This window comes from Saccharothrix ecbatanensis (assembly GCF_014205015.1).
Lineage (GTDB): Bacteria > Actinomycetota > Actinomycetes > Mycobacteriales > Pseudonocardiaceae > Actinosynnema > Actinosynnema ecbatanense.
Window position 1 is genome coordinate 4,976,185 of sequence record NZ_JACHMO010000001.1, and the last position, 21,808, is coordinate 4,997,992.

22 protein-coding genes are annotated in these 21,808 nt (G+C 71.5%); 4 read left to right on the top strand and 18 right to left on the bottom strand.

Features of this window, described 5'->3' with window-relative positions; all coding sequences use genetic code 11:
• Positions 1-54: 54 nt before the first annotated feature.
• The 5 genes from F4560_RS20590 to gap all read right to left on the bottom strand — a co-directional run bounded on the left by F4560_RS20590 (position 55) and on the right by gap (position 3,768).
• Positions 55-399: an RNA polymerase-binding protein RbpA gene (locus tag F4560_RS20590; protein WP_033440747.1), complete on the bottom strand. Its 345-nt coding sequence runs from the start codon at positions 397-399 to the stop codon at positions 55-57.
• A gap of 36 nt (positions 400-435) precedes the next feature.
• Positions 436-669: a preprotein translocase subunit SecG gene (gene secG / locus F4560_RS20595; RefSeq protein WP_184922264.1), complete on the bottom strand. Its 234-nt coding sequence runs from the start codon at positions 667-669 to the stop codon at positions 436-438.
• A gap of 90 nt (positions 670-759) precedes the next feature.
• Positions 760-1,548: a triose-phosphate isomerase gene (gene tpiA / locus F4560_RS20600; RefSeq protein ID WP_184922265.1), complete on the bottom strand. Its 789-nt coding sequence runs from the start codon at positions 1,546-1,548 to the stop codon at positions 760-762.
• Entirely contained in the window at positions 1,548-2,744 is a 1,197-nt protein-coding gene (locus tag F4560_RS20605; protein ID WP_184922266.1) for a phosphoglycerate kinase, read from the bottom strand. The genes tpiA and F4560_RS20605 overlap by 1 nt, the downstream gene beginning before the upstream one ends.
• 19 nt (positions 2,745-2,763) lie before the next feature.
• Positions 2,764-3,768 (bottom strand): type I glyceraldehyde-3-phosphate dehydrogenase, encoded by a 1,005-nt coding sequence (gene gap, locus F4560_RS20610; RefSeq protein ID WP_184922267.1) that lies wholly within the window; start codon positions 3,766-3,768, stop codon positions 2,764-2,766.
• A gap of 539 nt (positions 3,769-4,307) precedes the next feature.
• On the opposite strand from gap, the gene F4560_RS20615 reads away from it, so the two are divergent.
• On the top strand, positions 4,308-6,368 hold the full coding sequence (locus F4560_RS20615; RefSeq protein ID WP_184922268.1) for an acyltransferase family protein: 2,061 nt from the start codon (positions 4,308-4,310) through the stop codon (positions 6,366-6,368).
• Positions 6,369-6,391: 23 nt separating this feature from the next.
• Here the strand turns inward: F4560_RS20615 and whiA are convergent, their stop codons facing one another.
• From whiA to F4560_RS20650, 7 genes are all read right to left on the bottom strand, one after another.
• Complete coding sequence (gene whiA, locus F4560_RS20620) at positions 6,392-7,378, bottom strand: DNA-binding protein WhiA (RefSeq protein WP_033440743.1); 987 nt, start codon at positions 7,376-7,378, stop codon at positions 6,392-6,394.
• Positions 7,369-8,400, bottom strand: coding sequence for a gluconeogenesis factor YvcK family protein (locus F4560_RS20625; protein WP_184922269.1), 1,032 nt, complete (start codon positions 8,398-8,400; stop codon positions 7,369-7,371). The genes whiA and F4560_RS20625 overlap by 10 nt, the downstream gene beginning before the upstream one ends.
• Positions 8,397-9,254 (bottom strand): RNase adapter RapZ, encoded by an 858-nt coding sequence (rapZ, locus tag F4560_RS20630; protein ID WP_376775426.1) that lies wholly within the window; start codon positions 9,252-9,254, stop codon positions 8,397-8,399. Before rapZ ends, F4560_RS20625 begins: the two co-directional genes overlap by 4 nt.
• Positions 9,255-9,280: 26 nt before the next feature.
• Entirely contained in the window at positions 9,281-11,332 is a 2,052-nt protein-coding gene (gene uvrC, locus F4560_RS20635) for an excinuclease ABC subunit UvrC (protein WP_184922271.1), read from the bottom strand.
• Positions 11,333-11,901: 569 nt separating this feature from the next.
• On the bottom strand, positions 11,902-12,351 hold the full coding sequence (locus F4560_RS20640) for a Rieske (2Fe-2S) protein (protein ID WP_312869388.1): 450 nt from the start codon (positions 12,349-12,351) through the stop codon (positions 11,902-11,904).
• A 110-nt stretch (positions 12,352-12,461) separates the two neighbouring features.
• On the bottom strand, positions 12,462-12,854 hold the full coding sequence (locus F4560_RS20645; protein WP_184922273.1) for a Rieske (2Fe-2S) protein: 393 nt from the start codon (positions 12,852-12,854) through the stop codon (positions 12,462-12,464).
• Positions 12,855-12,868: 14 nt separating this feature from the next.
• Complete coding sequence (locus F4560_RS20650) at positions 12,869-13,360, bottom strand: hypothetical protein (RefSeq protein ID WP_184922274.1); 492 nt, start codon at positions 13,358-13,360, stop codon at positions 12,869-12,871.
• Between the two features lie 448 nt (positions 13,361-13,808).
• Between F4560_RS20650 and F4560_RS20655 the strand changes: the two genes are divergently transcribed.
• Genes F4560_RS20655 through F4560_RS20665 form a run of 3 tightly spaced genes read left to right on the top strand, consistent with a single transcriptional unit; the run spans position 13,809 to position 16,738 of the window.
• Positions 13,809-15,194 (top strand): helix-turn-helix domain-containing protein, encoded by a 1,386-nt coding sequence (locus F4560_RS20655; protein ID WP_246477858.1) that lies wholly within the window; start codon positions 13,809-13,811, stop codon positions 15,192-15,194.
• Positions 15,195-15,247: 53 nt separating this feature from the next.
• Entirely contained in the window at positions 15,248-15,733 is a 486-nt protein-coding gene (locus F4560_RS20660; protein ID WP_184922277.1) for a TIR domain-containing protein, read from the top strand.
• Between the two features lie 30 nt (positions 15,734-15,763).
• Positions 15,764-16,738 (top strand): helix-turn-helix transcriptional regulator, encoded by a 975-nt coding sequence (locus tag F4560_RS20665; protein ID WP_184922279.1) that lies wholly within the window; start codon positions 15,764-15,766, stop codon positions 16,736-16,738.
• Here F4560_RS20665 and F4560_RS20670 read toward each other — a convergent pair.
• From F4560_RS20670 to F4560_RS20695, 6 genes are all read right to left on the bottom strand, one after another.
• Complete coding sequence (locus tag F4560_RS20670; protein WP_184922281.1) at positions 16,698-17,366, bottom strand: DUF7919 family protein; 669 nt, start codon at positions 17,364-17,366, stop codon at positions 16,698-16,700. The genes F4560_RS20665 and F4560_RS20670 overlap by 41 nt on opposite strands.
• A 13-nt stretch (positions 17,367-17,379) precedes the next feature.
• The gene (locus F4560_RS20675) at positions 17,380-18,717 is read right to left on the bottom strand and encodes a M28 family peptidase (protein WP_184922283.1); all 1,338 of its coding nucleotides are present in this window, start codon (positions 18,715-18,717) and stop codon (positions 17,380-17,382) included.
• A gap of 237 nt (positions 18,718-18,954) precedes the next feature.
• Positions 18,955-19,404, bottom strand: a complete 450-nt coding sequence (locus tag F4560_RS20680) for a PH domain-containing protein (protein ID WP_184922285.1) — start codon at positions 19,402-19,404, stop codon at positions 18,955-18,957.
• Entirely contained in the window at positions 19,401-19,916 is a 516-nt protein-coding gene (gene ribH, locus F4560_RS20685) for a 6,7-dimethyl-8-ribityllumazine synthase (RefSeq protein ID WP_184922286.1), read from the bottom strand. Before ribH ends, F4560_RS20680 begins: the two co-directional genes overlap by 4 nt.
• Positions 19,913-21,181, bottom strand: coding sequence for a bifunctional 3,4-dihydroxy-2-butanone-4-phosphate synthase/GTP cyclohydrolase II (locus F4560_RS20690; protein ID WP_184922287.1), 1,269 nt, complete (start codon positions 21,179-21,181; stop codon positions 19,913-19,915). Before F4560_RS20690 ends, ribH begins: the two co-directional genes overlap by 4 nt.
• Positions 21,178-21,804: a riboflavin synthase gene (locus tag F4560_RS20695; protein ID WP_184922288.1), complete on the bottom strand. Its 627-nt coding sequence runs from the start codon at positions 21,802-21,804 to the stop codon at positions 21,178-21,180. Before F4560_RS20695 ends, F4560_RS20690 begins: the two co-directional genes overlap by 4 nt.
• Between the last annotated feature and the right edge of the window lie 4 nt (positions 21,805-21,808).

A 21,808-nucleotide genomic window follows, 5' to 3' on the forward strand; every position in this document is an offset into this window, starting at 1 on the left:
CGGCGACGGCCCCCGCGGGAATCCCACGGGGGCCGTCGCACCGTTCTCGCCTGACTAGGGCTCTTCGCGCTGCTTGCGCAGCTTGATGAGCGCCTCCTCCAGGATCGCCTCACCGTCCGCGTCGGAGCGCCGCTCCTTCACGTACGCCAGGTGCGTCTTGTACGGCTCGTTGCGCGGCGGAGCAGGGGGAGCCTGCTCGTCACGCCCGGCCGGCAGGCCGCACCGGGGGCAGTCCCAGTTCTCCGGGATCTCGGCTTCGACCGCGAACGACGGCCGAGACTCGTGCGCGTTCGCGCACCAGTACGACACCCGACGTCGGGGCGCGGACTCGCCGCGCTCCGATTCGCCCATCGGGCCTGCGCCGACGCGGGTACCGCGAATCGCGTTACCACCAGCCATCGACCCTCACACCCCCACCACGTGGTTTCCCTGCTGTCAGTTGACCTTCATCAGCAGTCCGACGCCCACGATGGCGATGACCCAGACCGCGCCGACGAACAGCGTCAGCCGGTCGAGGTTCTTCTCCACCACGCTGGAACCGGACAGGCTCGACTGCATGCCGCCGCCGAACAACGAGGACAGACCGCCGCCACGCCCGCGGTGCAGCAGCACCAGCAGGATCAGGACGAGACTGGAGACGATCAACAGGATCTGAAGGAACAGGATCATTTCTTCCTCGCTGTCAGGCAGGTGACGCCACAGAGTACCCGGTCGACTGCCGACCGTGGACCACCGTAGTAGGAGTGCGTTTCAGTCACATCAGGGTAGAGGTCCGCCGGCGGCGAGCGCGCACAGCTTGGCGAACTCGTCCGCGTCCAGGCTCGCACCACCCACAAGGGCGCCGTCGACGTCCTTCTGGGCGACGAGCTCGGCGATGTTCCCGGACTTGACGGAACCGCCGTAAAGCACCCGAACGGCCGAAGCGACGTCCTCGCCGTACAGCTCGGCGAGCTTGACCCGCAGCGCCGCGCACACTTCCTGCGCGTCCGCCGACGAGGCGACCTTGCCGGTGCCGATGGCCCACACGGGTTCGTAGGCGACGACCACGTCGCGCACCTGCTCGGCGGTGAGGCCCTTGAGGCCCGCGACGAGCTGGTCGGTGCAGTGCTCGACGTGCCTGCCGGCCTCGCGGACGTCCAGCTGCTCGCCGAGGCAGAAGATCGGGGTGACGCCGTGCTTGATCGCCGCCTTGACCTTCTTGTTGACGGTGGCGTCGTCCTCGTTGTGGTACTCGCGGCGCTCGGAGTGGCCCACGGTGACGTAGGAGCAGCCGAGCTTGGCGAGCATCACGCCGGAGACGTCACCGGTGTAGGCGCCCGAGTCGTGCGCCGACAGGTCCTGCGCGCCGTACTTGAGCAGCAGCTTGTCGCCGTCGCACAGGGTCTGGATGGACCGGATGTCGACGAACGGCGGCAGCACCGCGACCTCGACCTTGGCGAAGTACTTCTCCGGCAGCGAGAAGGCGATCTTCTGCACCAGGGCGATGGCCTCGAGGTGGTTGAGGTTCATCTTCCAGTTGCCCGCGATGAGGGGCTGACGCTGAGCCATCACGCTCCACCTTCGCTCGACCCTGCAAGCAGGTCCTCGTCCAACACGGACACGCCGGGGAGCTCTTTGCCCTCCAGGTACTCAAGGGACGCCCCACCACCGGTGGAGATGTGCGAGAACCCGTCCTCGGGGAGGCCGAGCGCGCGCACGGCCGCGGCCGAGTCGCCGCCGCCGACCACGGTGAACGCGTCGCTCTTGACGAGCGCCTCGGCCACCGCGCGGGTGCCGCCGGAGAACGCCTCGAACTCGAACACGCCCATCGGGCCGTTCCAGAAGACGGTCTGGGCGTCGGCGAGCTTGGACGCGAACAGCTCGCGCGTCTTCGGGCCGATGTCGAGGCCCTGCCGGTCGGCCGGGATGGCGTCGGTGGCGACGACCTCGAACTCCGCGTCGGGCGCGAAGTCGTCGGCGGCCAGCACGTCGACCGGGAGCACGAGTTCGACGCCGCGCTCCTCCGCCTGGGCGAGGAAGCCGCGGACCTGGTCGAGCTGGTCCGCCTGGAGCAGCGAGCCGCCGACCTCGTGGCCCTGGGCCTTGAGGAAGGTGTAGGCCATGCCGCCGCCGATGAGCAGCCGGTCGACCTTGCCGAGCAGGTTCGCGATGACGCCGAGCTTGTCGGACACCTTCGCGCCGCCGAGCACGACGACGTACGGGCGCTTGAGGTCGTCGGTGAGCTTGCGCAGCACCTCGACCTCGGCCAGCACGAGGCCGCCCGCGTAGTGCGGGAGCTTCTTGGCCACGTCGTACACGGAGGCCTGCTTGCGGTGCACCACGCCGAAGCCGTCGGAGACGAACGCGTCGGCCTTGGCGGCCAACTCGTCGGCGAGGGCGGCGCGCTCGGCGTCGTCCTTGCTGGTCTCACGGGCGTCGAAGCGGATGTTCTCCAGCAGCACCACGGTGCCGTCGCCGGCGGTCTCGGTGCCGATCTCGACCGCCTGGCCGAGGAGTTCACCGAGCCGCACCGCGACGGGCGCGAGGGAGAACTTGGGGTCGGGCTCGCCCTTGGGGCGGCCCAGGTGTGCGGCGACCAGCACGCGGGCGCCCGCGTCAACGAGCGCCTTGATGGTGGGCACCGACGCGCGGACGCGGCCGTCGTCGGTGATCCGGTCGCCGTCGAGGGGGACGTTCAGGTCGGCGCGCACGAGGACGCGCCGACCCGAGACACCCTCGCTGAGCAGATCGTCGAGAGTCTTCACAGCGAGTGACCTGTTTCGCTCAGAGCTTGGTGGCGACGAGGCTGACCAGGTCGGCGAGGCGGTTGGAGTAGCCCCACTCGTTGTCGTACCAGCCGATGACCTTGACCTGGTTGCCGAGGACCTTGGTCAGCGGCGCGTCGTAGATGCACGACGCCGGGTCGGTGACGATGTCCGACGACACGATCGGGTCGGTGTTGTAGCGCAGGTAGCCCTTGAGGGCACCGTCAGCCGCGGCCTTGTACGCGGCGTTGACCTCGTCCACGGTGACCTCGCGGCCCACGTTGACGGTGAGGTCGGTGGCCGAGCCGGTGGGCACGGGCACGCGCAGGGCGTAGCCGTCGAGCTTGCCCTTGAGCTCCGGCAGGACCAGGCCGATCGCCTTCGCGGCACCGGTGCTGGTGGGCACGATGTTGACCGCGGCGGCCCGGGCGCGGCGCAGGTCCTTGTGCGGCGCGTCCTGGAGGTTCTGGTCCTGGGTGTAGGCGTGGATCGTGGTCATGAGGCCACGCTCGATGGTGAAGCTGTCGTGCAGCACCTTGGCCAGCGGGGCCAGGCAGTTCGTGGTGCACGAGGCGTTCGAGATGACGGTCTGCGAACCGTCGTACTGGTCGTCGTTCACGCCCAGGACCACGGTGAGGTCTTCACCCTTGGCCGGTGCGGAGATGATGACCTTCTTCGCGCCACCCTCGTCGACGTGCTTGCGGGCGGCCGAAGCGTCGGTGAAGAAGCCGGTCGACTCGACGACGACGTCGACGCCGAGGTCCTTCCACGGCAGCTTGCCGGGGTCGCGCTCGGCCAACGCCTTGATGACCTTGCCGTCAACCGCGATGCCCTCATCGGTGACGGTCACCTCGCCGTCGAGACGGCCGAGGATCGAGTCGTACTTGAGCAGGTGGGCCATCGTGTTGACGTCACCGAGGTCGTTGAAGGCTACGATCTCGATGTCGTGCCCACTGGCCTGAACGGCGCGCCAGAAGTTGCGACCGATGCGGCCGAAACCATTGACACCTACGCGAACCGTCACGGTGAGTCTCCTCGGTACTCGACTGGCGTTGTCCGCCAGGGGCGTGCAAGTCATGGGCTGACCAGGCAGCCGAGAGCCAGCCTAGCCTCCGGGCTGCGGCCCTGGTCACGTGGACCACCAGGATCTCTTTATCGAACAAGAAAATCCAGCTTGACGGCCTTGTTACCTCCGGGTAACAAGTCGCCGCGCGTTCGGGACCCCGCAGTACGCGACTCGCGGGCGCCTCACCTGAACCGGCCCGGTTCCCAGCCTATGTCTCACGGTGCGTGAACGCAGAACTCGCAGAACCCGGAGAACTCGCAGGCCGCGCGGTGACCGAGCGTTGGACTCGCAGGACCTGAGCGGCGAACTCGGGGGGCCTGAACGTTCGACTCGCGGGGCCTGAGCGGCGAACTCGGGGGGCCTGAGCGTTCGACTCGCGGGGCCTGAGTGTTCGACTCGCGGGGCCTGAGTGTTCGACTCGCGGTTTGGGGTGTGTGTAGTGGGCGTCACAGGGGCGGTTAGGCTGCGCGCCGTTCCTCAACCTGTGGCGGTGGACGGTGGCGTTGGCGACGGGTGGTCCTGAGGTCGCAGCGCCTGTTCGGGGGCCGTCCGCGGTCAGGGCCGACGTTCAAGGGCTGCGGGCGCTCGCCGTGGGGCTGGTGGTCTGCTACCACCTCCGCCCGGAGTGGCTGACCGGCGGTTTCGTCGGCGTTGACGTGTTCTTCGTGATCTCCGGCTTCCTGATCATCGGCACGCTCACCGGCGAGGTACGGCGCACCGGACGGGTCCGGCTGCTCGACTTCTACGCCCGCCGCATCCGCCGGTTGCTGCCCGCCGCCACCGCCGTGCTGCTGGCGATCACCGCGGCCGTGTTCACGCTGCTGCCCCAGTCCCGCTGGCCCGTCGTGCTGCGGGAAGTGGTGTTCTCGGCGCTGAACGCGCAGAACTGGCTGCTGGCCGTGCTGTCGGACGACTACGGGCACGCCACCGTCGGCGCGTCACCCGTGCAGCACTTCTGGTCGCTGGCCGTCGAGGAGCAGTTCTACCTGGTCATCCCGCTGGTCCTGCTGGCCGCCGCGCTGCTCGCGGCACGTCGGGGCGGCGGACCGGTGCGGTACGCGGTGGCGGCGGTCGGCGCGGTCACGGTCGTGTCGTTCGCGTTCTCGGTCTGGTACACGCCGGTCGACCACGGCGCGGCGTATTTCGTCACGCCGACCCGGATGTGGGAGCTGGGCGTCGGCGGACTGGCAGCGATGGCGCTGCACCGGCTGCGACCAGGTCCGTCGGCACGTCTGCTGCTCGGCTGGGGCGGGCTGGCGGCGGTGCTGGTCAGCGCGTTCTGGTTCACCACCGACATGGCGTTCCCGGGCTGGATCGCGGCACTGCCGACGGTCGGCACGGTGGCCATGCTGGTCGCCCGGGACGACTCGCTGGCCCGCCTCCTGGGACTCCGTCCGCTGACCTACGTCGGCGACGTCTCCTACAGCCTGTACCTGTGGCACTGGCCGGTGATCGTGCTGCTGCTGGAGCTGACCGGCCGGGACGTGCTGAGCCGGTACCAGGTGGTGGCCGCCGCGGTGCTGAGCCTGGCGCTGGCGGCGTTGTCCAAGCACTTCGTCGAGGACCCGTTCCGGCACCGGCGCAACCGCAAGCGGACGACGTACGCGATCGGCGCCGGCCTGGTCGTGGTGACCGTGGCGGTCGCGTCGGGCGGCTGGGCGTCCGCCGAGTCGACGCTGGCCGCGCTGCGGACGAAGCCGGTGCTCGACGCCCGGTACCCCGGCGCGCTCGCCCTCGACCCGAGCCGGGCACGGCCCGTGCCGACAGGTGTCGCGCTCGCGCCCGCGCCCGCCGTTGCCGAGCAGGACGGGCCGTTGGGCGACCTGCCCAACGACTGCAACATCTACGACATGGGCGGGCGGGTCACGTCGTGCATGTACGGCGATCCGGGCGCGGCCAAGACCGTGGTCGTGGTCGGCGACTCGCACGCCGCGCAGTTCAGCAGCGCCCTGGCGGAGTACGTGCGGCACGAGGGCGCGGGCCGGTGGCGGGTGAAGGTCGTCGTGCGCAACGGCTGCCCGTTCACCTCCGTGCCGCCGTCCGAGGCGGGCACGCCGATCGCCGTGTGCGCGGACGAGAACCGGCTGAAGCTGGACCTGATCCGTGATCTGGACCCGGACCTGGTGGTCACCGCCGCCATGTCGCCGGAGTCCTACCGCGCGGACCTGAACTGGACGTGGGAGTCACCGGAACGCCAGGTCGAGGGCTACCGGACGATGCTGGCCGCGCTGTCCGAGGCGGACATCCCGGTCGCCGTGATCCGGGAGGTGCCGCGCCCGGTGACGTTCGTGGCGGCGTGCCTCGAACGCCACCCGGACCGGCGGGCCGAGTGCGACACGCCCCGTGAGCTGGCCGTCGGCTCCCCCACCGACCCGCTGGCCGAGGCCGCGACCGGCCTGCCGGGTGTGCGGGTGGTGGACCTGACCGACTGGATCTGCCGCGCCGACGTGTGCCCGGCCGTGGTCGGCAACGTCGTCGTCTACCGCAACAACCACCTGACCGACACGTACGTCAGATCCCTGGTCGACCCGCTGGTGGCCGCCCTCGGGCTCCGCTAGACGCCCGCTCCGAGCCCGGGGGGTCAGACCTCGGCGTCGAGCATGTCCGCGGTCACGGCGGACTCGGTGTCGGGCATGCCCAGCTCCTTCGCCCGCTTGTCCGCCATCGCCAGCAGCCGCCGGATCCGGCCCGCCACCGCGTCCTTCGTCATCTGCGGCTCGGACAGCTGGCCCAGCTCCTCCAGCGACGCCTGCCGGTGCGCCAGCCGCAGCTCGCCCGCCGCGGCCAGGTGGTCCGGCGCCTCGGCGCCCAGGATCTCCAGCGCGCGCTGCACCCTGGCCGCCGCCGCCACCGCGGCACGTGCCGACCGGCGCAGGTTCGCGTCGTCGAAGTTCGCCAGCCGGTTCGCCGTCGCACGCACCTCGCGGCGCATCCGGCGTTCCTCCCAGGCCAGCACGCTGTCGTGCGCGCCGAGCCTGGTCAGCATCGCGCCGATGGCGTCGCCATCCCTTATCACCACGCGTTCCGCGCCGCGCACCTCACGCGACTTGGAGCCGATGCCCATCCGCCGTGCCGCGCCGACCAGCGCCAACGCCGCTTCCGGCCCCGGGCACGTCACCTCCATCGAGGACGACCGACCGGGTTCTGTCAGCGAGCCGTGCGCCAGGAACGCGCCGCGCCACGCCGCCTCCGCGTCGCACACACCGCCCGACACCACCGGGGCGGGCAGGCCGCGGACCGGTCGTCCGCGCGGGTCGAGCAGGCCGGTCTGCCTGGCCAGTCCTTCGCCGTCCTTGACCACCCGCACCACGAACCGGGTGCCCTTGCGCAGGCCGCTGGACGTGATGGTGAACACGTCCGACTGGTGCCCGTACAGCTCGTGGATCTCGCGCCGCAACCGCCGCGCCGTGGAGCCCAGGTCCAGCTCCGCCTCGACGACCACCCGGCCGCCGACGATGTGCAGTCCGCCCGCGAAGCGCAGGAGGGAGGCGACCTCCGCACGGCGGCAGCAGGTCTTCGAGACGGCCAGCCTGCTCAGCTCGTCTTTCACCGCCGACGTCATCGCCACGGTGCCTCGCCTCCCCTGCTCGCACGATCTTCCTGGTGGGTTGTACTCGACGCCCCGCCGGTCCCGTCACCAGGGCCGGCCAACGCCCGCTCGATGCTCAACGCCAGCGCGGCCGGATCGTGACGGTCCGGCGCGCCCGCCACCGCGATCGGCGCGAGGTGCGCCGCAGCGCCGAGAGCTGCGGCGGCCCGTCCCAGCCGGTCCGGCACGGGCACCGCGCCGACGTCCGCGATCACCGCGTCCACGCGCAACGCCGGGGCGTGTTCGCACAGCACGTCCAGGTGGAGCTCCGGTGAAAACCCGGCGGTTTCCCCCGGTTGGGGGACGAGGTTGAGCACCACGACCTTCCGCGCCGACGTGCGGACCAACGCGTCGTGCAGCTCCGGCACGAGCAGGTGGGGCAGCACGCTGGTGAACCACGAGCCCGGTCCGAGCAGCACGACGTCCGCGTCCAGGACCGCTTCGACCGCCTGCGGGCAGCCGCGCGGGGCCTCCCCCGGACCGCCGGGGCCGTTCAGCCGGATGCGCTGCACCCGGCCGGGCGTGGTGGCGATCGCGACCTGGCCGCGGATCCGGCGCACCACGTCGGCGTCGTCGTCCAGCCCGGTCACGTCGGCCTCGATCGACAGCGGCTCGGTGCACATCGGCAGCACCCGGCCGCGCACGCCGAGCAGCCGTCCGGCCTCCTCCAGCACCGCGACCGGGTCGCCCAGCTGCTCCAGCAGGCCGGCCAGCACCAGGTTCCCCACGGCGTGCCCGGCGAGCGCGCCCGTGCCTCCGAACCGGTGTTGGAACAGCCGCGACCACAGCGCGCTCGACTCGTCCGTGCCGGCCAGCGCCACCATCGCCTTGCGCAGGTCACCGGGCGGCAGCAGGCCGAGTTCGCGGCGCAGCCGTCCCGAGGAGCCGCCGTCGTCGGCGACAGTCACCACGGCCGTCACGTCGTCGGTCAGCCTGCGCAGGGCGGTGAGCGTCGCGTGCAGCCCGTGCCCACCGCCCAGCGCTACCGCTCTCCGGCTCACTCGCGTCCCAGGTCCCGGTGGACCACCTTGACCGCCATGCCGTCCTCGCTGGCCAGCCGGCCCGCCAACTCCTCGGAGATGGCCACGCTGCGGTGCTTGCCGCCGGTGCAGCCGACCGCCAGCGTCAGGTACCGCTTGCCCTCACGCCGGTAGCCGGCGCCGATGAGCCGCAGCAGCTCGTGGTAGCGGTCCAGGAACTCCTCGGCGCCTTCCTGGGTGAGCACGTAGTTGCGCACCTCGCCGTCCAGGCCGGTCTGCTCGCGCAGCTCCGGGATCCAGAACGGGTTCGGCAGGAACCGCACGTCCATCACCAGGTCGGCGTCCATCGGCAGGCCGTACTTGTAGCCGAACGACAGCACCGTGACCCTGGTGCGCATCGCCGACTCGGTGCCGAACGTGTCCTCGATCTTGGCCCGCAGCTGGTGCACCGACAGCGCCGACGTGTCCAGCACCAGGTCGGCTTCCTCGCGCAGCGGCGTGAGGAGGATCCGCTCGTTCTCGATGCCGTCGGCCAGCCGCCCGTCCGCCTGCAACGGGTGGCCGCGCCGGACCGACTCGAACCGGCGGATCAGCACGTCGTCGGTGGCCTCCAGGAACAGCACCTTCGGCTTGTAGCCGCGCGCGTCCAGGTCCTTGATCACCGCCGCCAGGTCTTCGGTGAACGCGCGGCTGCGCACGTCCATCACGACCGCGACCCTGGTGATGGCGCCCCTGGCCTGCGCGCCCAGTTCCACCATGGTCGAGATCAGCTCGGGCGGCAGGTTGTCCACCACGAACCACCCGAGGTCTTCCAGGCACTTCGCGGCAGTGCTGCGGCCGGCCCCCGAGAGGCCCGTCACCACCGCGACTTCGATGCCGGACTTCTCGCCGGCCGGTGCGCTCACGTTCGCTCCTGTCCGATCGTCGACTCCGTCGACCCCTGTCCGATCGCCGACCCCGTCGACCGCTGTCCGATTGTCGACTCCGCCGGCCCCTGTCGGATCGTCGACTCCGTCGACGGGCCTCCACTGCCGGCCGCGCCCAGCGTCGCGCGCACGGCCTCCGCGGTGCGCCGGCCCACACCGGGCACCACGCTGATCTCGTCGATGCTCGCCTCACGCAACTTCTTGAGCGAGCCGAAGTGCTTCAGCAGCGCGGCTTTGCGCGACTGGCCCAGACCCGGCACCTCGTCCAGCGCCGACGTCGTCATCCGCTTGGACCGCTTCTGCCGGTGGTAGGCGATGGCGAACCGGTGCGCCTCGTCGCGCACCCGCTGCAACAGGTACAGGGCCTCGCTGGTGCGCGGCAGGATCACCGGGTCGGGCTCGCCGGGCACCCAGACCTCCTCCAGCCGCTTCGCCAGGCCGACCACCGCCACATCGGTGATGCCCAGCTCCGCCAGCACGTCGGAGGCTACCTGCGCCTGCGCGGCGCCGCCGTCCACGACGAGCAGGTTCGGCGCGTAGGCGAACTTGCGCGGCTTGCCCGTCTCCGGGTCGATGCCCGGGTTCGGTCCGGCAGGGTTCTTGTTCTCCCGCAGGTACGCCTGGAACCGCCGCCGCACGACCTCGGCGATGGAGCCGACGTCGCCCTGCTCGGCGCCTTCACGGACGGCGAACCGGCGGTACTCGGACTTGCGGGCGAGGCCGTCCTCGAACACGACCAGCGACGCGACCACGTCGGTGCCCTGGACGTGGCTGATGTCGGTGCACTCGATGCGCAGCGGCGCGGTGTCGAGGCCCAGGGCCTCCTGGAGCTCCTGCAGGGCCGCGGAACGGGCCGTCAGGTCGCCCGCGCGGCGGAGTTTGTGCTGTTGGAACGCTTCCTTGGCGTTGCGCTCGACCGTCTCCATGAGCGCGCGCTTGTCACCCCGTTGCGGCACTCTCAGTGCGACCTTGCCCTTGCGCAGCGCGGACAGCCACTTCTCGACCGCCTCCGCGTCGTCCGGCAGCTCCGGCACCAGCACCTCGCGCGGCACCGGCGCCGCCTCGACGCCGCCGGCCAGGGCGGACTCGGCCTGCTCGCCGTAGAACTGGGTGACGAACTGGTCGACCAGACCGGCCACGCCCGACTCGTCCACCTTGTCGACCACCCAGCCGCGCTGACCGCGCACCCGTCCGCCGCGCACGTGGAAGACCTGGACGGAGACCTCCAGGTCGTCTTCCGCGAAGGCGACCACGTCGGCGTCCGTGCCGTCACCGAGGACGACGGCCTGCTTTTCGAGGGCGCGCTTGAGGGCCGCCTGGTCGTCCCGGAGGCGGGCGGCCTTCTCGAACTCGAGCTCCTCGGCGGCGGCCGTCATCTCGCGTTCGAGGCGGCGCACCATCGAGTCGGTCTTGCCGGCCAGGAAGTCGCAGAAGTCCTCGACGATGTCGCGGTGCTCGTCCGCGTCGACCCGGCCGACGCAGGGGGCGGAGCACTTGTCGATGTAGCCGAGCAGGCAGGGGCGGCCGATCTGTCCGTGGCGCTTGAACACGCCGGCCGAGCAGGTGCGGGCGGGGAAGACGCGGAGGAGGAGGTCGAGGGTCTCGCGGATCGCCCAGGCGTGCGCGTAGGGGCCGAAGTAGCGGACGCCCTTGCGACGCGGGCCGCGGTAGACGTGCAGGCGGGGGAATTCCTCGTGCAGCGTCACGGCGAGGACCGGGTAGGACTTGTCGTCGCGGTAGCGGACGTTGAAGCGCGGATCGAACTCCTTGATCCAGTTGTACTCGAGCTGGAGGGCCTCGACCTCGGTGCCGACGACGGTCCACTCGACGCTCGCCGCGGTGGTCACCATCTGGCGGGTGCGCGGGTGCAGGCCGGCGACGTCGGCGAAGTAGGAGTTGAGGCGTTGGCGCAGGCTCTTGGCCTTGCCGACGTACACCACGCGACCGCCGGCGTCGCGGAACTTGTACACGCCGGGGGCTTCGGGGATGGTGCCTGTCGCGGGGCGATAGGTCGACGGGTCGGCCACGTGGCCAGCCTAGTTGGAGCGCGCCGCCTGGAGCGTCCCGGGCTGTGTTGGATTGCTGTGTTGGATTGCCGCTGCTCCGCAGGCGGCGGCTCGGTCGCCTGGGAGTCGACCGCTCGCGGCGCATTTTGCGACGATCGACGCGACCTCGCGTGGTGGGCCGGTTTTAGGGCACGCGGCGGAGGTTGAGGTGTGGCGGGGGCGGGCGAATCGCGGGCTCGGAGGCCGGAGGTTTGGGCCGCGCGGGGCTGAGGCCGAGGTTGGAATGGGGAAGGCAGCCAGGATCGGCTTGGCGCGCGGGTGTGGAAGGCCCGCAAAGGGCGCGCGGGTGCGGCGGGCCGACAAAGGGGCGCGCGGGTGCGGCGGGCGGGTCGGAAGGCCAGCGCGCGGGTCGGAAGGCCGGCGGGGGGTTGGGCGTGCGGCGGCGGGTAGGGCGTGCGGCGGCGGGTAGGGCGTGCGGCGGCGGGTAGGGCGTGCGGCGGCGCCGGGCGGTCGGGGGCGCGAGGGGCGGCTCGCGGCGCCGACTGCCCGGCTGGGCGGGGTGCGGTCGGGTGGGTTGGTGGCGGTGGGGGTCAGGCCAGGATGATCTGGCCCGCTTCCACCTTGACCGGGACCTCGGTCAGGCCCTTGGTGGCCGGGCCCTTCGTCACCGCGCCGTCCGACGCGTTGAACGTGCTGCCGTGGTTCGGGCACGTGATCACGCCGCCCTCGGGCGGCGCCACGGCGGTGCCCTGGTGCGGGCAGGTGGCGTCGTAGGCCTTGACCGTCTCACCGGTGCGCACGAGCACCAGCGGCTTGCTGTTGGACGGGTTGCCGGCCAGCATGCCGCCGCCGTCGGGCACGTCGGCCAGCGCGGCGATGATCGCGGGCCCGGACGAGCCGGGGGTGGTGCCGTCCGCCGGGGCGGTGCCGGTGTCGGGCGGTGTGGTCTCGCTGCCGCAAGCGGCCAGGCCGCCTGGGACGGCCAGCGCGACCAGCACGCCGCACAGCATCGAGCGGCGAGACAGCGCTGTCTTCTCCACGGAACTCAAAACGATCCTCCGCTGCGTGGTGGGTAGTCGTTCGGATTCACAGGGAATACGACACCACGTGAAAGCGGGGTTCAACGCGCCCAACAGTTGAGACGGTTCTTTCAGGAAAGCACCACTTCGGGGCCGGACACGGCGACCGCGACCTCGGTCAACCCGCGCGGCGACGGGCCGGACAACACCGCTCCCGACGCCGGGTCGAACGCGCTGCGGTGCGTGGGGCACGTGATGACGCCGGCCGCGGGCGGGTTGACGGTCGTGCCCTGGTGCGGGCAGGCCGGGTGGAACGCCCGCACCTCCGACTCCGACGGCCTGACCAGCAACAACTGGCCGTCACCGCCGACGTCGACGAGCGCGCCGGACCCCACGGGCACGTCGGCGAGCGCGGCGACCCGGTCCCCCGGCCGGGCCGATCCGACACCGGGTTTGCGGGTGGGCGACCCGGTCCCGCACGCGGTCAGGGCGAGCAGGCCGCACAGCAGAGTCCGTCGGTCCACTCGCCCATAATCGCCTACTTGCCCTTCGCCACCGCCGTCCGGGCCAGCGCCAGCACCGCGGTGAACGGCGGGAACCAGTGCCGCGAGTGCGACGGCGGGTTCGCCCACCTCAGCGACCCGTAGCGGGTCATGGTGGGCGGCAGGGCGATGCGCTGCGGCGAGCGGACGAACTGGACCTCGGCGGGCGCCTTCAGGTGCGTGGGCAGCAGGGCGACCAGCTCGGCGAGGAAGATCCAGTGCTCTCGCGGGCCGGGGATCACGGTGACGGGGCCGGCGAGCATCCGGGCCTTGAGGTCGGCCAGGACGCGGGAGCCGATGCGGGCGGGCATGGCGAGTGCGGTGGTCGCCGGGCCGAGCGGCAGGAAGACGCCCTGCTCGGTGACGGACACCTTCCAGCCCAGCAGGCGGTAGCCCGCGATCGCCTCGCCGAGTGCCTGCTGGTGCGCGCGGTCGCGCGGGCCGGAGCGCGGGCCGGTGTCTGCGGTGGTGGAGGCGGTGATGCTCATGGGCGGAGGTCCCTCCCCGGTCGGGTGGAGCGGGCGGTGCGCGCGGGCCGCGAGGTCGTCCCGGCACTGGCGCACACCACGGAGGGTCCGACCATCCGGCGCAGTCCACAACACCGTTATCGGGTGGGAACCATGCACCGTGCGGATCTGCGTCATCCACCACACGGCGTCACGAGGGCTCCGACATGGGGCCTACCCCGGCTTATGCACGAAATGCATGGACTCCTGATCACATCTCTATAGACTGGTGACCACGCTCAGTGACGGGAGCGAGCCGATGGAACGCAAAGCTCGAAGAGCAGCCAGTACCAGGCGCGCATGCCCGTCGTGCGGGGCGTTGATCGCCGCCGACAACACCGACCTGCTCTGCCAGCGTTGTCGCCGCAACGCGCGGACGGAGCTCTACGGACCACCCGGGGTCCCCGCGGATTTCTGGGACCACGAGGCGATGACTGCCGCATTCGCCGACCGGAACATGGGCGCCCTCCTCGCCGCCTACCGGCACCATCCCCAGCACGTCAGCCGCGTCACCCAAGACCGCATGGCGTCCTGGCTGGGGATATCCCAGGCACAGCTGTCGCGCTACGAGACCGGTGAGAACCCGATCGACCGGATCGACCGCCTGCGGCACTTCGCGCGGGTGCTCGGCGTCCCGGCCGACCGGCTGTGGTTCGACCGCGTCGGAATCCCAAGCCAGGCGGGCCCCGATCGCGGTGCCCCGCCCGATGTGCTCGCCGCGGCGTGGGACGCGTCGAGCATTGCCAGATCGGTCGAGGAGACGGCGAGGAACGACTTGGCGATCAGCAGACGAGCGGCGCTCAGCGGAGCTGCCGCGGTGGCGATGGGTCCCGCACTGGTCGAACCGCTCCAGCGGTGGCTCCACCCGTTACAGCCCCTGTCCAAGTGGTCGTCCAGCGCGGCGATCAGCGAGGAGGAGTTGGCCGCGTTGCAGCGCGTCGCCGACGGGCTGCGCGGGTGGGGCGGACGAGGCGGGTACGGGCTGGCGCGCAAGGCGGTGCTCGGGCAGTTGGAGGAACTGGCCGAGCGGCTGTCGCGTGCGCCGGCGGGCCCGACGACGGAACGTGCGTTCTTCATCGGGGCGGAGTTGTCCAAGGTCGCGGCGAGCATGTCGTGGGACGCGGGCATGCACGACGCGGCGCAGCGGTACTACGTGCTCGGCGTGCGCATGGCGAAGGCGGGCAAGAACGATCCGTTCGCCGCGCTGTGCCTGGCCGCGATGGCCCGGCAGATGTTCGACCTCGGCCGGCCCGAGGACGGGTTGGAGCTGGTCCAGCTGGGCCAGTACGGCACCAGGCGGACGGCCACGCCGACGTTACAGGCGCTCTTACTGACCCGTGAGGCGTGGGCGTACGCGCAGATGGGCCGGGTGCGGGAGTTCCACCGGGCGGTCGGCGAGGCGCAGGAGAGCTTCTCCCAGCGGCGGTCCGGTTCCGACCCGTGGTGGCTGGACACGTTCGACGAGGCGGAGCTGGAGGGGGTCATCGGCGCCCGGATGCGCGACCTGGCCGGGCACGACCCGAAGCAGGCGCCGATGGCCGAGCAGCACATCCGGCGGGCGTTGAGCCTGCGGGATCCGGCACGGGTGCGGAACAGGGCGTTCGACGTCATCGGGTTGGCCCGCACGAAGATGGTGGCGGGCGAGCCGGAGGAGGCGTGCGGGCTGATCCAGGAGGTGCTGCCGACGGCGGCGGGCCTGGCGTCCGGGCGGGTCGTGCGGAAGTTGCAGGACTTCGCCAAGGAGGCCGAGCGGCACCACGACCTGGCCGTGGTGCGCGACACCCGTGAAGCGATCCGCGGGGTCCGGACGGCCTAGAGGGATGACGGCCTAGAGGGATGACGGCCTAGAGGGATGCGGACGGCCTAGGAATGCGGGTGGGAGTCACCGGGCACAGCAAGCTGATGCCCGATTGCGTCGACGCCGTGCGCGAAGCGATTCGCGCGGCGTTGGAGGCCGAGGCGGCGGGCGGGTCATCCCTGGTCGGGGTGACCTGCCTGGCGCCGGGCGCGGACCAGCTGTTCGCGCGGGTGGTGCTGGAGCTGGGCGGCCGGGTCGAGGTCGTGCTGCCCGCCATGGACTACCGGGACAAGCTCAAGCCGGAGAAGCGTGCGGCGTACGACGAGTTGTTGGCGCGGGCGCACGTGGTGAGCGTGCTGCCGAACGAGCTGTCGGGGCGGCACGCGTACGTGATGGCGAACGAGCGGATGCTCGCGTCGGTGGAGTTGCTGATCGCGGTGTGGGACGGCGAGCCGCCGGACGGGCGTGGCGGCACGGCGGACGTGGTGGAGACGGCACGGGCGTCGGGCGTGCCGGTGGTGGTCGTGTGGCCGGAGGGCGCGAGACGCGGACAGTAGTTGTCCGCGTTGGCCGGCAGACTTCGGCTCATGCTGGAGACCTCGGCACGTCTGCTGAAACTGTTGTCGCTGTTGCAGGTGCGCCGCGACTGGACCGGCGCGGACCTGGCCGAACGGCTGCGGGTGGACGTCCGGACCGTGCGGCGGGACGTGGACAAGCTGCGCAGCCTCGGCTACCCGGTGAACGCCGCGCCCGGTGTGTCGGGCGGTTACCAGCTGGGCGCGGGCGCCGAGCTGCCGCCGTTGTTGCTGGACGACGACGAGGCGGTGGCGGTCGCCGTCGGGTTGCGGACGGCGGCGAACGGGACCGTGGCGGGCATCGAGGAGACGTCCGTGCGGGCGTTGGCGAAGCTGGAGCAGGTGCTGCCGTCCCGGTTGCGACGGCGGGTGAACGCGTTGCAGGCGCACACCATCGCGTTGCCCTCGCGCGGGGTCCAGGTGGACGCGGGCACGTTGACCACGATCGCGAGCGCGTGCCGGGACCACCAGCGGCTGCGTTTTCCGTACGCGGGGCGTGACGGGGACACTCGCCGCCACGTGGAGCCGTTGGGGATGGCCCACACCGGCCGGCGGTGGTACCTGGTGGCGTGGGACGTGGACAAGGAGGACTGGCGGACGTTCCGGGTGGACCGGATCGAGGAGGAGCCGACGCTGGGCGCCCGGTTCACGCCCAGGGAGCCCCCGGCGGAGGACCTGGCGTCGTACGTGTCGCGGCAGCTGTCCGTGGCGCCGTACCAGTACGAGGCCCGGTTGATCATGCACGCGCCTTACGACGTGGTCGCGGCGCGCACTTCGTACACCTCGGTGCACTTGGAGCGGATCGACGACGAGCGGACGTTGTTGACGGTCGGCACGTCCGCGCTGGACGAGGTCGGGCCTTGGATCGCGATGATCGGGGTCGAGTTCGAGGTGGAAGGGCCGGAGGAGCTGAAGCAGCACCTCCGGGCCTTGTCGGAACGTCTGCTCAGGGCGTCCGGCGCGGCTGGTCCTCGACCTGGAGGATGATCCGCCGCTCCTGGTCGGAGTGTCCGACGACCACCGCGTCGACCGGCACGCGGTACTCGACGTCGTCCCGGCCCGGACCGTACAGCTCGAGCGGAACGGCGCCTCGCAGGTCGGGGAACCCGTCGAGGTGGAACGTGAGGCCCAGCGGGGACCAGCTGCGGATCTCGCCGTGCACGGACGTGCCGACGGGCAGGGACCGCTTGGTCTCCTCCCACGCGCGGGCGCGCGCTTCGGCTTCCGCGAGTACCGCCCGGACGAACGCCGCCGGTGGCCGGTAGTGGTGCCGCACGACGTAGTGGTGGAGCAGGTTCGGCGCCGCGTAGACGACACCGTCCGCCCCGGGCACGCGGATCTCCGCGCTGCCCAGCGCGACCTCGCCATCCCCGAACGGCTCGCGCGCCGGATACGGGGCGCCCGGTCCGCACAGCTCGCACCCGTGCCAACCCCGTGTGACGTGGACCCGGTGGAACCTGGCCAACGTCAGCAGGGCGTCGGCCAGGCCGGGTTCCGGTTCACCCACCTCGAACCGCGACTCCCGGCCCAGCCAGCCGACGTTGAGCGTCGGCTCCGTCTCCTCCGGTTCCAAGCGCCAGTAGGCGTAAGGAGTCAGGTCTTCGTACGTTGTCATGCCGTCCCGTCGTTCAGCCGCGTGTGCAGGCCAGACGGTAGGCGGCCGCGCCGATGAGCTCCATGGAGATCTGGAGGCGCTCCGGGCTCACGTTCTGCGCGATCGTGTCCTCGGGCGTGTGGTAGAGCGGTTCCAGCTGGTGGGGACCGGCCTCGCCGCGCCAACTGAAGTTCGCGGCGGCGATCTTGCGCTCGTGGAACGGCACGTGGTCGCTGCTGCCGCGCGGCACGGGGCCGTGGACCTGGGCGCCGTAGCCGAGACGGGCGGCGGCTGCGGCGACCTGTGCGGTGGTGGCGTTGTCGCCGCCGTCCACGGACAGGAGCCAGTACGCGGACGCGGGGCCGTGGCTGGTGGCGACCATGTCGTTCTGGAACACGCCGGTGATGCGCGCGGCGTCGGCGTCGGACAGCTGGTTGACGTAGTAGCGGGAGCCGAGCAGGCCCTGTTCCTCCGAACCCCACAGCGCGAACCGCAGCGCCTTGTGCGTCGGCAGGTGGCGCAGCACGCGGGCCAGTTCGAGGGTCAGGACCGTGCCGCTGCCGTCGTCGTTCGCGCCGGGCGAGCCGGGCACGCTGTCGTAGTGCGCGGTCACCATGACCACGCCGTCGTCCTGGCCGGGGAACGTCGCGGGCCGGTCGGCGATGACGTTGTACGAGGTCAGGCCCGCGAGGTGGGTGGTGGACACGGTCACCGTGACGGCGCCGGCCGCACGCAGCCGCTCGACGTGCACCTGCGCGACGCCCAGCACCGGCACGGCGACGTTCGCGGTCAACGTCGGCGAGAACGCACCCGTCTTACCCGCCGGAGGGACCGTTACCCGGCCCACCAGCACGGCCGCCGCGCCCAACCGCACCGCGTCCAGCACGGCGGTCGAGCCGGTCGGCAGGTTCACCAGCAGCGCGACCTTCCCGGTCAGGTCGGCGGGCAGCGTCGCGCCGTTGTCCAGGTCCACCACGGGTCCGGTGGCGGTCGCGCCGAGTGCGCCGAACCGTGAAGCGGCGGCGTTCCAGGTGTCCGGGCCGACGGCCAGCGTGGACAGGTATTTGTCCGGCACGGCGAACGGCTGGAGCGTCACGTCGTACTTCAGGCCACGCAGCACCGAGGCGATGTAGTCGCGGGCCCGGTGCTCGGACTCCGTGCCGCCGATGCGCTGGCCGATCCCGTCGCTGAGCGCCCGCAGGTGCTCCATCGCCTTGCGCGACCGCACTCGTCCCACCACGGGGAAGTCACCGAGAGCCAGGTCGGGCACGTCGGACGCGCCGGGTCGCTGGGCCCGTGCGGCCGGGTTCAGGCCGAGCGTGACCGCTCCCGCCACCGCCGCGGCACCGGTGAGGAGTGAACGTCTGCGCATGTGCGGACCCCCAAGCTCGTAGATCACACGAACCTAGGCAGGGCCCCTCACCCCTACAAGGGTGCCGTTGGCGGATACCGATCCGCCAACGGCACCACGACGATCAGCCCTTACGCCACGAGCCCGCACCGGCTACGCGAACGTTGAATTCATGCGTTCCGAACGTAGGACACGGCTGTTCCGAACGTAGGACTCACGGGTTCCGAACGTAGGACTCACGGGTTCTGAACGTAGGACTCACGGGGTGGCGGCTCGGTGGAGTTCGCGGAGGGCGCGGACTGCGGCCACGGCGTGGTCGCGGTCGACGGCCTGCACGGCCATGATCGAGACGTACTCGTCGTCGGGCAGTTCCAGGCGGGCCCACGAGGCGCCGTCGGGGAACGACACGTGCAGGACGTCGGTCCACGCGAACCGGTGCACGGTCACCACGTTGCGCACCTCGACACCCTCGGCGTCGGCACGGACGCGCGGCCGGGCGAGCAGCAGGATGCCGCCCGCCAGCAGCACGCCCAGGCACACCATCGCGACCTGGTCGGAGGTCCGGAAGATCACGCCGGTCGGCGTGTCGCCCAGCAGCAGCCCGACCACGGTGAACACCGCGACCAGGAACACCGCGCTGAGCACGGCGACCAGCCGGATCCTCTTCGGGCGGAACTCGACGGCTTCGGCGGCCACGGCGACCCTCACGACCCCGCCCGCGGCGAAGCCGACGGCAGCGACCCCGAGTCCGAGCGGAGCGAGCGCAGCACGAGCGCCGTCTCCAACGCCGCCACGCAAGCCTCGAAGCCCTTGTCCTCCACCGAATCGGGGAACCCGGCACGTGCCAGCGCCTGCTCCTCGTCGTTCGTGGTCAGCACGCCGTTGCCGACGGGCGTGGAGGCGTCCAGCGCCACCCTGGTCAAGCCGGCGGTCACCGCGTCGCACACGTACTCGAAGTGCGGCGTCCCACCCCGGATCACCACACCCAACGCCACCACTGCGTCGTGCGTCCGGGCCAGTTCCTGGGCCACCACCGGCAGCTCCACCGCACCCGGCACCCGCACCACCGTCGGTGACACGACCCCGGCCTTCGCGGCGGCGGTCAACGCCCGCTCGACCAGGTTGTCGGTGATCCTGGTGTGCCAGCGGGTGGCCACCACGGCCACCGTCAGCCCCGTCGCGTCCGGCACGACGGGGTCCGGCCGCCCTTCGCCGCTCATTCCGCTCCCTCCGTGGTGGACACCACCGCGCCGCCCTGGCCCAGCGCCTCGTACTGCTCCAGCTGGTGCAGCTCGTGGCCCATCCGGTCGCGCTTGGTGCGCAGGTACTTCAGGTTCTCCGGGTTGGGCGAGATCGGCAGCGGCACCCGGTCCAGCACGGTGAGCCCGTAGCCCTCCAGCCCGACCCGCTTGGCCGGGTTGTTGGTCAGCAGCCGCATCGACTTGATCCCCAGCGAGCACAGGATCTGCGCGCCGGTGCCGTAGTCGCGGGCGTCCGCGGGCAGACCGAGCCCGAGGTTCGCGTCCACGGTGTCCGCGCCGCGGTCCTGCAACTGGTACGCCTGCAACTTGTGCATCAGGCCGATGCCCCGGCCCTCGTGGCCGCGCATGTAGAGCACGACACCACGCCCCTGCGCCGCCACCGCCGCCAGCGCCGCGTCCAGCTGCGGGCCGCAGTCGCAGCGCAGCGAGCCGAACACGTCGCCGGTCAGGCACTCGGAGTGCACCCGGACCAGCACGTCCTCGCCGTCGCCGATGTCGCCGTAGACCATCGCGATGTGCTCGATGCCGTCGAGCTTGCTGTCGTAGCCGACCGCGGTGAACGTGCCGTGCGCGGTCGGGATGCGCGCCTCGGCGACCCGCTCGACCTGGGTCTCCATCCGCCGCCGGTACGCGATCAGGTCGGCGATGGTGATCAGCACCAGGTCGTGCTTGCGGACGAACAGCTCCAGGTCGTCGCGCCGGGCCATGGTGCCGTCGGCGTTGGCGATCTCGCAGATCGCGCCGGCCGGGCGCAGGCCCGCCATCCGGGCCAGGTCCACCGCCGCCTCGGTGTGGCCCGCGCGCCGCAGCACGCCGCCCTCCTTGGCGCGCAGCGGGAACACGTGCCCGGGGCGCACGACGTCTTGGGAGGTCGTCGCGGGGTCGGCCAGCAACCGGATCGTGCGCGCCCGGTCGGCGGCGGAGATACCCGTGGTGACGCCTTCGCGGGCGTCGACCGACACGGTGAACGCCGTGCCCATCCGCTCGGTGTTGTTCCCGACCATCAGGTCGATGCCCAGCCGGTCCAGCGCCTCGGGCTCCATCGGCGTGCACAGCAGGCCGCGGCACTCGGCCATGGTGAACGCCACCAGCTCCGGCGTGGCCTTCTCCGCGGCGAAGATCAGGTCGCCCTCGTTCTCGCGGTCCTCGTCGTCCACGACGACGACGGGCCTGCCCGCGGCGATGTCCGCGATGGCCCTCTCGATGTCGGCGAAGTCCTTCACCGGGCCTCCTCGGCACGCAGGTGTGCGGCCTGGAGATGCGGCGCGGCGAGCCGCTCGACGTACTTCGCGAGCACGTCCACCTCCAGGTTGACGTGATCGCCCGGCACGCGCCGGCCGAGGGTGGTCAGCTCCAGCGTGGTCGGGATGAGGCTGACCGCGAACTGGTCCTCCGACACCGACATGACGGTCAGCGAGACGCCGTCCACGGTGATCGAGCCCTTCTCCACCACGTACCGGGCCAGGCCCGGCGGCAGTCCGATGTGGACGATCTCCCAGTGCTCGGCCTTCTCGCGGGCCAGCACCACCCCGGTGCCGTCCACGTGGCCCTGCACGATGTGGCCGCCCAGGCGCTGGCCGACGGCGGCGGCGCGCTCCAGGTTGACCTTCTCGCCCTCGGCGACCTTGGCCAGGCTGCTGCGGGTCAGCGTCTCGCGCATCACGTCCGCGGTGAACACGCCGTCGGCGACGTCCACCACCGTGAGGCACACGCCGCTGACCGATATCGAATCGCCGTGCTTCGCGTCGCTGGTCACCAACGGGCCCGCGATGGTGACGCGGGCCGCGTCCGGCAGATCGGTGACAGCGACGACCTCACCCAACTCCTCGACGATCCCGGTGAACACCGTT

Excerpts from the sequence above, each read along its gene's own strand:
- F4560_RS20665 (WP_184922279.1), top strand. The coding sequence starts at position 15,764 with ATGCTGGAGACCTCGGCACGTCTGCTGAAACTGTTGTCGCTGTTGCAG.
- F4560_RS20670 (WP_184922281.1), bottom strand. The coding sequence starts at position 17,366 with ATGACAACGTACGAAGACCTGACTCCTTACGCCTACTGGCGCTTGGAA.
- ribH (WP_184922286.1), bottom strand. The coding sequence starts at position 19,916 with ATGAGCGGCGAAGGGCGGCCGGACCCCGTCGTGCCGGACGCGACGGGG.
- F4560_RS20590 (WP_033440747.1), bottom strand. The coding sequence starts at position 399 with ATGGCTGGTGGTAACGCGATTCGCGGTACCCGCGTCGGCGCAGGCCCG.
- F4560_RS20660 (WP_184922277.1), top strand. The coding sequence starts at position 15,248 with ATGCGGGTGGGAGTCACCGGGCACAGCAAGCTGATGCCCGATTGCGTC.
- tpiA (WP_184922265.1), bottom strand. The coding sequence starts at position 1,548 with ATGGCTCAGCGTCAGCCCCTCATCGCGGGCAACTGGAAGATGAACCTC.
- F4560_RS20655 (WP_246477858.1), top strand. The coding sequence starts at position 13,809 with ATGACTGCCGCATTCGCCGACCGGAACATGGGCGCCCTCCTCGCCGCC.
- secG (WP_184922264.1), bottom strand. The coding sequence starts at position 669 with ATGATCCTGTTCCTTCAGATCCTGTTGATCGTCTCCAGTCTCGTCCTG.
- F4560_RS20675 (WP_184922283.1), bottom strand. The coding sequence starts at position 18,717 with ATGCGCAGACGTTCACTCCTCACCGGTGCCGCGGCGGTGGCGGGAGCG.
- F4560_RS20650 (WP_184922274.1), bottom strand. The coding sequence starts at position 13,360 with ATGAGCATCACCGCCTCCACCACCGCAGACACCGGCCCGCGCTCCGGC.